Below are 9,934 nucleotides of genomic sequence, written 5' to 3' on the forward strand. Positions count from 1 at the left end.
CAGTAAATCACCTACAAGTTTATTGATTTACCGTATTATTATGGAATAATCAAAATATCACATAATTAAAGCTGAAATGCAAGTTTATTCGCTGAAGAAAAAATTCTCCCTAAATGTCATAGTAAGGGACTGACAAATAAAAAAATACTCAACTACTTATTGTGGGGTGGGCGTCTCGCCCGCCCTAGCCAAAGGCGCTCATGTTGCCCACCCCACAAGATTGGATAATTTATTTGTTGTCAGTCCCTAACGTCAAATCTAAACTTAATCGGATCAGAAAGCACGCGATGACAGATAATATTCTTCAACAACAGATTGATTACTATCGCGCTAGAGCCAACGAATATGATCAGTGGTTCTATAGGAAAGGACGCTACGATCGCGGTACCGAAAACAACCAGCGCTGGTTTAATGAAGTAGCTGTGATCAAAAATACATTACACCAAATTGGCGTGGTGGATGATATTTTAGAGTTAGCCTGTGGAACAGGTATCTGGACGCAGGAACTTTTAAGTATCGGTAAAAAAATTACTGCGATCGATGCCTCTGAAGAAGTGATTACAATTAATCGCTCGAAGTTAAATTCATTGAGTGTTGAATATCACCTCATGGATTTATTTACATGGCAACCTAACACTGAATATGATTTAGTGTTTTTTGCTTTTTGGCTCTCTCATGTGCCGCCAAAATTACTCGATTCATTTTTGACGAAAGTCTATCAATCTGTTCGCCTTGGTGGACAAGTATTTATCATTGACTCTTCCTTTGAAGCGACATCTACGGCTAACAATCATATCCTTAAAGATGACGGAAACATATATAAAACCCGTAAGTTAAATGATGGTCAAGAATTTCAGATTGTCAAAATTTTTTATCAGCCTGATGAACTTCAAGTTCAGCTAAATAAAACAGGTTTTCAGATTGAAGTGAAGGTGACAGATAACTATTTTATCTATGCACATGGAACAAAGGTTTAAATAAAATGAATAGCCGCTTACCTACTCTTAAACTTATCGAAAGCATCTATAGCAATCCTAAATAATTCGTGAAAAGTTAGATCCCCGACAACTTTTACGAAGTCGGGGATCTGGACACCGATAATTTTCACAAATTTCTTTGAAGTAAGTTCACAACCGCACCTTATACAACTCGAATAATTCCCCTGATTTCTGCGTTACTACTTTAGCACCAGCCGCTTTAATCGTTTTTTCCCACTTAGCCAAAGGTTCTAAAAACACCTCAGCCCCCAAATAGGTTTCTAGAACTGCCCAATCTTCCGCTAAAGGCTGTTCTGGGTTGAGGATGTCAAACACAAAATGTCCACCTGGTTTTAATACCCGCTTGACTTCTGCTAGTACAGCATCCCAATATTCGAGTGGAAAATAGCAGCTGAATCCTGTGGCGATCGCAAGATCAAATTGCTCTGATGGATAGTTTAACTGATGAGCGGCTCCCAACTCAACACCTTTGAATAGCTTAGAATTCAACTGCGGCCCACGGGAATTAAGGGTATCCCGTGCCACATTACTGATTTCTTGCCCATAAAACAACGCTTGCCAATCCCGCCAAGGATAAATTAAAAAGCTGATACCACAGCCAATATCTATACAGTGCTGGTTCTTTTGAGGTTTAGCAATTTCCCAGAAAGGGGAAGCAATTCTCCCTGAGAAACTACCTCCAATCCACTCGCGGAATATCGGCATCGCTTGTACTTCTGTTGGGAGTTCAAAGGTTTCACCTTGATATTCTCGGTTAAAGCGATAGGCTATTTGGGCTAATCTTTCGTCCCAGTTTGTTGGTTTGGGTGAACTAAAGAGATTTTGGAACTGCGAATCGGACTTTTTAGACATTTAGGTTTTTGCTACTCTTTAAGTACTTCAGTCAAGTTATAGTGTAGACAAAGTGCAACCAGTAATTGCAAAATAGCTTACCTGAATCCCCACCAAGAATAAAAGGGCTAATAAAGTTTGTTACAGAAGTGTTGAATGTTAAGAAAAAGCCGAGAAATTGCCTTGGGATGTTGTTTAAAATAAGCTTGGAGTTACTTGCAGATAAACACTATGGCAGAAATTCAGTTGGCGATTGAGGGTAAAGATGCGATCGCAGCAACAGAGGCGCTTTTGGCAATTCCTGGTATATCGGGTAACTATAGCGTTAGTTCAGATGCAGCCGAAAGAGAGGGAGTAACAGCAACAGTTGCTACCATCGTTGGTATTGTTGGGGGAGCGATCGCTATTGCTGAACAAATCCGCAAGTGGTATCAAGAGTATAAAGCTAAACAGTCTGGTAAAAGAATTGAAAAGGTGTTGATTGTCGGGCGCAATGGTAGGCGATTGCTTTTGAAGGATGCAACCCTGGAAGAGATTCGCCAAATTTTAGAATCGTAGAGACGGAATTGGGGGTGGTAGACTTGGGGTAAATACTGAAGTCTCAGGATTCAGAACGTGCAAACGCTCCACCTCGACCTCAAACCAGTTGATGATAATTACGTAGAGTTACGTTACTTTGTTGATAATCCTAACCAGTATGAGAAGCGATCGCTCTCTCTAACAGAAGTTGCCGACTTAATTAAGTTGGCTGAGAGAGATTATTACGTTTCGTTTTTCCCAGAGGATTATACGATAACTGGACGGCGGTTGTATGACTGGTTAGATGGGAGCGATCGCTGGCTGCAACCCTTGCTAGATAAGTATCGGCGTGAAGGGATTGTGTTAGCGATCGCCACAACAGAAAAACTCGCCCATCTGCCTTGGGAAGTCCTGCACGATGGTGTTAGCTTTTTGGTTGAGCGAGTCCCGGCTATTGTCCCAGTGCGTTGGGTGTCAGATAGCACGGTAAAAAAATTGACCATTGAAGGGGAACCAGAAAACCGAGCGTTGCAAGTTTTGTTTATGGCTACTTCGCCCCTAGATGTAAAACCTGTGCTGGATTTTGAGGGGGAGGAAGCACGGATTTTGGAGGCGACAAAGCGGCAACCTTTAGCGCTGACGGTGGAAGAAAGCGGCTGTTTGTCGGAGTTGGGTTATTTAGTCGATGGTTACGACAGCGGTTATTTTGATGTTTTACACTTGACGGGTCATGCTACTTTACAAGATGGGCAACCCCGGTTTATTACAGAAACGGCAACAGGTGAAGCTAACTATGCCAGTGCTGGAGATATCGCCCAAGAATTACAATTTAGACTGCCTAAACTCATCTTCCTCTCTGGTTGTCGCACTGGACAAGCAGGCAATTCGGGATCTGTGCCATCAATGGCTGAAGAATTGCTCAAATCGGGTGCAAAAGCGGTTTTGGGTTGGGGTCAAAAGGTTTTAGATTCTGATGCAACAGCCGCAGCTGCTGCACTATATCAGGAATTGTCAGCCGGAAAACAAATCACTGAAGCTGTTGCTTGTACATACCAAGCATTAATTAAGAATAAGGCGCGGGATTGGCATTTATTGCGGCTTTATGCAGCAGGCAATTTACCAAGTTCGTTAGTCACACCTTTACGGACTCGTGGACGGAAACCAGCACCACCGCTTTCTGTTTCTACCCAGTTTTTAGATCCTGCGGGTAAGGTGAAAGTCCCGACGCGGGAGAGTTTTGTTGGTCGTCGCCGTCAATTACAAAATTGTTTACGGGTGCTGAGTCAATCAACCGATGAGGTTGGAGTGTTGATTCATGGTATGGGCGGTTTGGGTAAAAGTAGTTTAGCAGCTAGGCTTTGCGACAGACTGCCGAATCTTGAGCGCGTTGTCTGGGTGGGGAGAATCGATGAAGCTAATTTGGTGAATCGCTTGGCGGAAAAGTTGGATGACAACGAACAACGCAAACGCCTACAAAATTACGATGAAGAATTGAGATATAGGCTGCGGCGAGTTTTCCAGCAGTTGCATGAGCAAGGAAAGCCGTTTTTGTTCGTGCTGGATGACTTTGAAGTGAATTTAGAACCTCGCGATCAGAGTTATGTCTTGCAATCAGAAGCAGCAGAGGTAATGAAGGCTTTAGTTTGGGCAATTAAAGAAAATTCCACTTCCCACCGCATCATAATTACCTGCCGTTACGATTTTGAATTTACTCAGTTGCAGTATTTCCACAAGCAGCCGTTGGATGCACTGCAAGGTGCAGATTTGCAAAAAAAGTGCGATCGCCTCACAGCCTTTAGTGCTAAATCTCAGGTGGATGAAGCGTTAAAATCGCAGGCGCAGAAGTTGGCGGATGGTAATCCCCGCTTGCTGGAATGGTTGAATAAGATTCTGCAAAATACAACTGTTGATGTGGCGGCAATTTTGAATCGGTTGGCAGCAGATCCGGTGGAGTTGCGAGAGCAAGTTTTGGCAAAGGCGTTGCTGGAACAGATGGATACAACCATGCGGGAGATGTTGTCACGGGGTTTGGTGTTTGAGTTACCAGTACCAAGGGAAGCTTTAACCGCAGTTTGTGACACTATCCCCAATTTGGAACATTATATTAGTCGAGCAGTGGCGTTGGGACTGTTGGAAGTAAGCCATGATGAGGCGTTACGAGTGCCGCGCATTTTGCCTGTGCAGTTAGTGGAAGATGGTGAAGTTTTGCATAAGCAAGCGGCTGAGGCGCTGTATCGCCTTTGGTGGGAAGAGGCAGAGAAATCCACAGAAGAACGAGGGTTAGAAATTCATCGGCTAGCATACAGAGGTAAAGCAGAAAAAATTGCTATTGATGTTACAACTGTGCTTGCAAGAACATGGATTAATCTCAGCCAATTTCGCCAAGCAACTAAGATTTGTCAAATTACTTTAAAAATCATCGACAACTATCATATATTTCATCAACTAGCCCGTTCTGAAAAAGAACTTGGTAAAATTGAACCAGCACTCAAACACTATCAACAAGCTTTGAGTCAGTGTCCTGTAGAGGATGAAACAACTAAGTCAGCTATTATTCATAATTTGGCAGGAATATATATTCAGCAAGGTCAAGTTTTAATAGCGATTAATCTTTTTGAACAGTCTTTAGAAATCACGAAACGTCTCGGTAAGTTTAAAGGGCAAGCTGCCACTTTGCACAATTTAGCAAGTATTTATGCTAACCAGCGACAGTTTGACAAAGCTAATACATATCTACAGCAAGTGATTGAAATAGACGAGCGTCTCGATAATTTACCAAGTAAGGCAATAACTCTGAATACCATAGCCACTATCATCTATGCCAATCAGGGTAAACTTGAAGAAGCCATAACATATCTTCAGGAATCATTTAAAATCCATAAACATATTGGTAATGTTCAAGCTCAGGTGGTTACTGCGCTTAATCTTGCAACTATCTATCAGAGACAAAATAAGCATAAGGAGGCAATTCTCATTCTTGATGAGATTCTTATAATTGAACAAAATAATGGTTATATCCATGAGAAAGCTGCAACATTAAATAGCATTGCATTTATCTACAGTCAACAAGGTCAACTTGACAAAGCAATTGCATATTGGGAGCGATCTTTTGAAATAACAAAAAGCCTCAAAGATGTTAAGGGTCAGGCAACAACACTGACTAATATGGCATTTATCAATGCTAGACAGGGTAAAGTTAGAGAAGCAATTACTTTATACGAGCAATTATTGGAACTCCAAGAAAGTATTAATGATATTCCAGGCAAAGCAGCGACAATGGGAATGCTAGGGCAAGTTTTAGCAAAACAGGGAAAATTTGATACAGCACTTGATTATTTGCAGCAATCCTTGGAGATATTGCAGCGTATCCAATCTCCTGATGCTGAGGAAGTTAGGCAAATGATAGCGAGAGTGCAAGGTTTAATTCGTAATTCGTAGTTCGTAATTAAGAAAGCCAGAATTTAATTGGTCTTTCCAGGTTGGCATCTGTCGCCTACTTTCAAGAATTGGTATGAGCAATTCGCCTATTTCGCGTTAAGTTTATTTATCCACGAGTCTTTGAACTCCATTAATGAGCCTTTGATACTCATTAAAGAGGTTCTGAACTCCATTAATGAGTCTTTGAGCTTCATTAAAGAGGTTCTGAACTCCATTAATGAGTCTTTGATACTCATTAAAGAGGCTTTGAACTCCATTAATGAGCCTTTAATACTCATTCAAGAGGCTTTGAACTCCATTAATGAGCCTTTGAGCTTCATTAAAGAGGCTTTGAACTCCATTAATGAGTCTTTGATACTCGTTCAGCAGTATTTTAGACTTGTGGCTTGGTTGTCGGAGATTGCGATCGCCATAATTCACCCAAAAGCACATCCTAAACCAAAGAATCTGGATATGCACTAAGCGCTCTGAGACATTCTGCTAGCATTTCCAGTGATTTTCTTTGCCTTCACGCAACCCACAAACATACTGATTTAGCAAACGTAATATCCTGATTAAAAGGCTCATCTAAATGAGCCTTTTAACAGAGAAAGGAGATATTAGCCTAAATCGAAAAGCAAGATTTCGCCGCCGATATTAGTACTAATTTCTAGCTGTTCTTCGCCGTTGATTTGTACACCATCACCGGCTCTGAGTTCTTCACCATTCAAGTTAACTATGCCTTGGGCTATTTGTAACCAGGCATAACGATCGCCTTTGACTTGATAATTAACAACATCACCTGACTGTAAAACAGATGTATATAAATCAACATCTTGGTGAATTGTCACAGCACCATCGCGTCCATCTTTAGCAGCAATTAACCGGAGTTTGCCTTGCTTTTCTTCCAGAGGAAAAGTTTTTTGTTCATACCTTGGTTTCAACTCTTCTTGATCGGGAAGAATCCAGATTTGTAGTAAGTGCAGTGGTTCAGTTGGTGAGGGATTAAATTCGCTGTGGCTGATCCCAGTTCCAGCGCTCATAATCTGTGCATCACCAGGACGAATCACCGACCCAGTACCCAAGCTGTCTTTATGTTCTACAGCACCTTCTAAGACATAGGTGAGGATTTCCATGTCACGATGGCTGTGGGTAGGAAATCCAGCACCGGGGGCGATGCGATCGTCGTTGATTACCCGCAGAGAGCGAAATCCCATGCGGTTGGGATCGTAAAAACTACCGAAGGAAAATGTGTGAAAACTATCGAGCCAGCCTGTTTGAGCATGACCGCGTGCATTGCGATCGTGAATTAAGTGGGTAATTGTATTTTGAGACATAAATTTACCTTGTTGTTAATGAGTATTTAGAGACGCGATTAATCGCGTCTGTACAAGAGTTAAGAATCAGAATGGAATTAGCATACCTTTTCAGTAACCTACTAATTTCTTCAAGTTGAAGTATTAAGGGACTGACAAGAAATAAATTATCCATCTTGTGGGGTGGGCAGGAAAGCCCGCCCTGAATATGGGACGGGTGTTCGCGTAGCGGCACGTAGTGCGGACACCCATCCCACAAGAAAATTTGGGATGTTTTTTTATTTGTCAGTCCCTAATCTTGATGTATCACTTGTCAAAGATATTTTTTAATTTCTTGACTTAGTTTTGAACTATTTCAATAGTAAGGTATATACATATCAAATGAAAAGTACGCACTTAAAAGTGACGTACTTACCAAAAAGATACTACTAGATTTAAGAAAGGCTACTTGATCTCAAAAGTGCTTATTTTACACCAGCAGCAACAGGTGTCTTTTGAGTTTTAGTAGTACCCGTTTTGCCATTCTCTGCCTTAATTTCTGCTACTTGCAGATGAGCTTCTAAGAACCAAAGTCGTTTGTCAATGGTGCGGGAAATTTCGGTGTAAAGGTCAGCAGTATCGAGGTCGTCTAATTCATCAGTTTTAGCGATCGCTTCCCGGAGATGTTTAGCATAGGATGCAAAGCGATCTGCCAACGCTGTCACATGGTCTTTGCCATCCAAAATATCTAAGGGGTATTCTGGCAGGATCGAATTACTAGCTGCGGCGCGAACTGTTCCGAAAGCGTATCCGCCTAAAGCTGTGACGCGTTCAGCTACCATATCGACGTACTCTTCCAATTCCCCAGCAATTTCATCAAATAATAGATGTAGCTGGTAGAAGTCAGTTCCTTTAACATTCCAGTGCGCTTGCTTTGCTTGGGTTTTCAGATCCGAAGTAGCTGCCAAGGTTTGGTTGAGAAGTACGACAATTTGCACTCGCGCTTCAGCGGGAATGTCAATGCGGGTCGGGAACAGACGTGATGAAATGGTGTTGTCGCTCATAGTTCTACTTAATGCCTTTTACAACTAACTTTACATATTTTGATTGGCTGTGCGAAACTCTCTGACGATGGATTGAATTAAGGGCTGAATGTGTTACTATTTATGACTATTAGTTCAGATACGATGGTTTTCTATGGTATTGAATGTACCACCGAAAAGGCGATCGCGAATATCATCATTCTGCAAAAAGTCGTGCGGAAAACCCAGTTCAATTTGACTCACTTCATCTAACCGTTGCAAATGTTCTGGCGAGAGGCGGATATCTAAAGAAGCTAAGTTATCTTGAAATTGCGTTAATTTACGTGCGCCAATGATTGGAATAATCACGCCACTTTGAGCGCGTAACCAAGCTAATGCTATTTGTGAAGGTGTGTGTCCAATTTCTGTTGCAACTTCACTGACAACTTGAGCGATCGCTAAATTCCGTTCTGAAATAGTTCCAAACATTGCATTTGCAAATCGCCCCTGTTCGCTACCCTCTTGAAGAGGCTGATTATACTTGCCTGTCAGCACTCCACCACCCAAGGGAGACCACGGCGTTACTGCTAAATCAAAAGCTTTCGCCATCGGTAGCAAGTCTCGTTCTGGTGTTCGCTGAATCAAACTATACTCAACTTGCAGGGCAACAAACTGCGTCCATCCTTGGTATTGGGCGATGGTATTTGCTTGGGAAACAATCCAAGCAGGGGTATCAGAAATGCCGATGTAAAGTACTTTACCTTGACGGACTAGATCATCAAGCGATCGCAAAACTTCTTCAATAGGTGTTGTAAAATCCCAAGCGTGCAACCAGAATAAATCAATGTAATCGGTCTTGAGCCGTTTCAGGCTACCTTCTAAAGACTGAATTAAATTCTTGCGATGGTTTCCACTGGCGTTAGGATCGCCCTTGTTGTCGCTCACCTGTAAAGGAAAGGAATATTTTGTTGCAATTACAAAGCGTTCGCGTTGTTTAGCGATCAACTCACCAACAATTTTTTCACTGCTACCATTGGTGTAACCGTTGGCGGTGTCAATGAAATTGCCCCCTGCTTCTACATAGCTATCAAAGATTTTACGACTTTCGTCAACAGATGCACCCCAACCCCAATCTTCACCAAAGGTCATGGTTCCCAAGGAGAGTTCAGAGACTCTTAACCCGCTTTTGCCCAAGAGTTTATATCTCATGAATATTTTCTCACTAATGAAAAAACTAAGCAAATACCATTCCAAAAGCATGATAACTGGAAACCAGGCGCGATGTTTAAGGACAAGCCCTTTAGTATTTGTATTGTCGTCCTATTTAAATGCGATCGCTTGCATTGTGAATGCGATCGCTTGCATTGTGAATGCGATCGCTTACATTGTGAATGCGATCGCTTACATTGTGAATGCGATCGCTTGCATTGTTAACCCACTCTTTTTTTACTTAACACTCAGTATTGTTTCGCTAAAACCAGAGCGATCGCAATTCATTACTCTAGTAGTCTGTCAAGTTTAAATTGAAGTGTAAGCAAGTTCGTAGTAGGGACTTTAGTCCTTATTTTCTAAGCACTAGAGTGCTGACTACAAACCCTCAAAATTAGCTGGACATAAACCAGTAGTACACTGTGGCGGAAGTTTGCCTACCTATAGGATTTACGCAATAATTCTCTGAAACTTTTATCAAACGAATTTTTGTTTTGGCTGAGGTGAATTGCATTACTTAGCACTGCTTTAGTCAGGCAAGAGCGATCGCTACGGTTTTCTAAGCTAGAATACCAAAGTTGTATTTAAACACATCTAATATCATGTCCGCATAATTAGTTATGCTAACCACAGTCAATACACC

9 protein-coding genes are annotated in these 9,934 nt (G+C 41.8%); 5 read left to right on the top strand and 4 right to left on the bottom strand.

Annotated elements, in window-relative coordinates; translation table 11 throughout:
* Positions 1-287 precede the first annotated feature (287 nt).
* The gene (locus HWQ41_RS03240) at positions 288-977 is read left to right on the top strand and encodes a class I SAM-dependent methyltransferase (RefSeq protein ID WP_292759886.1); all 690 of its coding nucleotides are present in this window, start codon (positions 288-290) and stop codon (positions 975-977) included.
* Positions 978-1,127: 150 nt separating this feature from the next.
* On the opposite strand, the gene HWQ41_RS03245 is transcribed toward HWQ41_RS03240, so the two are convergent.
* Complete coding sequence (locus HWQ41_RS03245; RefSeq protein ID WP_292759888.1) at positions 1,128-1,850, bottom strand: class I SAM-dependent methyltransferase; 723 nt, start codon at positions 1,848-1,850, stop codon at positions 1,128-1,130.
* 210 nt (positions 1,851-2,060) lie between these two features.
* Between HWQ41_RS03245 and HWQ41_RS03250 the strand changes: the two genes are divergently transcribed.
* The 3 genes from HWQ41_RS03250 to HWQ41_RS03260 all read left to right on the top strand — a co-directional run bounded on the left by HWQ41_RS03250 (position 2,061) and on the right by HWQ41_RS03260 (position 6,248).
* Positions 2,061-2,387, top strand: a complete 327-nt coding sequence (locus HWQ41_RS03250) for a hypothetical protein (protein ID WP_292759890.1) — start codon at positions 2,061-2,063, stop codon at positions 2,385-2,387.
* Positions 2,388-2,444: 57 nt separating this feature from the next.
* Positions 2,445-5,786 (top strand): tetratricopeptide repeat protein, encoded by a 3,342-nt coding sequence (locus HWQ41_RS03255; RefSeq protein WP_292759892.1) that lies wholly within the window; start codon positions 2,445-2,447, stop codon positions 5,784-5,786.
* A 246-nt stretch (positions 5,787-6,032) separates the two neighbouring features.
* On the top strand, positions 6,033-6,248 hold the full coding sequence (locus tag HWQ41_RS03260; protein WP_292759894.1) for a hypothetical protein: 216 nt from the start codon (positions 6,033-6,035) through the stop codon (positions 6,246-6,248).
* Between the two features lie 137 nt (positions 6,249-6,385).
* Here the strand turns inward: HWQ41_RS03260 and HWQ41_RS03265 are convergent, their stop codons facing one another.
* The 3 genes from HWQ41_RS03265 to HWQ41_RS03275 form a co-directional block, all read right to left on the bottom strand.
* Positions 6,386-7,102, bottom strand: a complete 717-nt coding sequence (locus HWQ41_RS03265; protein WP_292759896.1) for a pirin family protein — start codon at positions 7,100-7,102, stop codon at positions 6,386-6,388.
* A 443-nt stretch (positions 7,103-7,545) separates the two neighbouring features.
* Complete coding sequence (gene dps, locus HWQ41_RS03270) at positions 7,546-8,124, bottom strand: DNA starvation/stationary phase protection protein Dps (protein ID WP_292759898.1); 579 nt, start codon at positions 8,122-8,124, stop codon at positions 7,546-7,548.
* A gap of 114 nt (positions 8,125-8,238) precedes the next feature.
* Positions 8,239-9,291, bottom strand: a complete 1,053-nt coding sequence (locus tag HWQ41_RS03275; protein WP_292759900.1) for an aldo/keto reductase — start codon at positions 9,289-9,291, stop codon at positions 8,239-8,241.
* 49 nt (positions 9,292-9,340) lie between these two features.
* Here HWQ41_RS03275 and HWQ41_RS03280 point away from each other — a divergent pair, with 49 nt between their 5' ends.
* Positions 9,341-9,604, top strand: coding sequence for a hypothetical protein (locus HWQ41_RS03280; protein ID WP_292759903.1), 264 nt, complete (start codon positions 9,341-9,343; stop codon positions 9,602-9,604).
* Positions 9,605-9,934 lie beyond the last annotated feature (330 nt).

Source organism: Nostoc sp. NOS(2021) (assembly GCF_017115025.1).
GTDB lineage: Bacteria > Cyanobacteriota > Cyanobacteriia > Cyanobacteriales > Nostocaceae > Nostoc.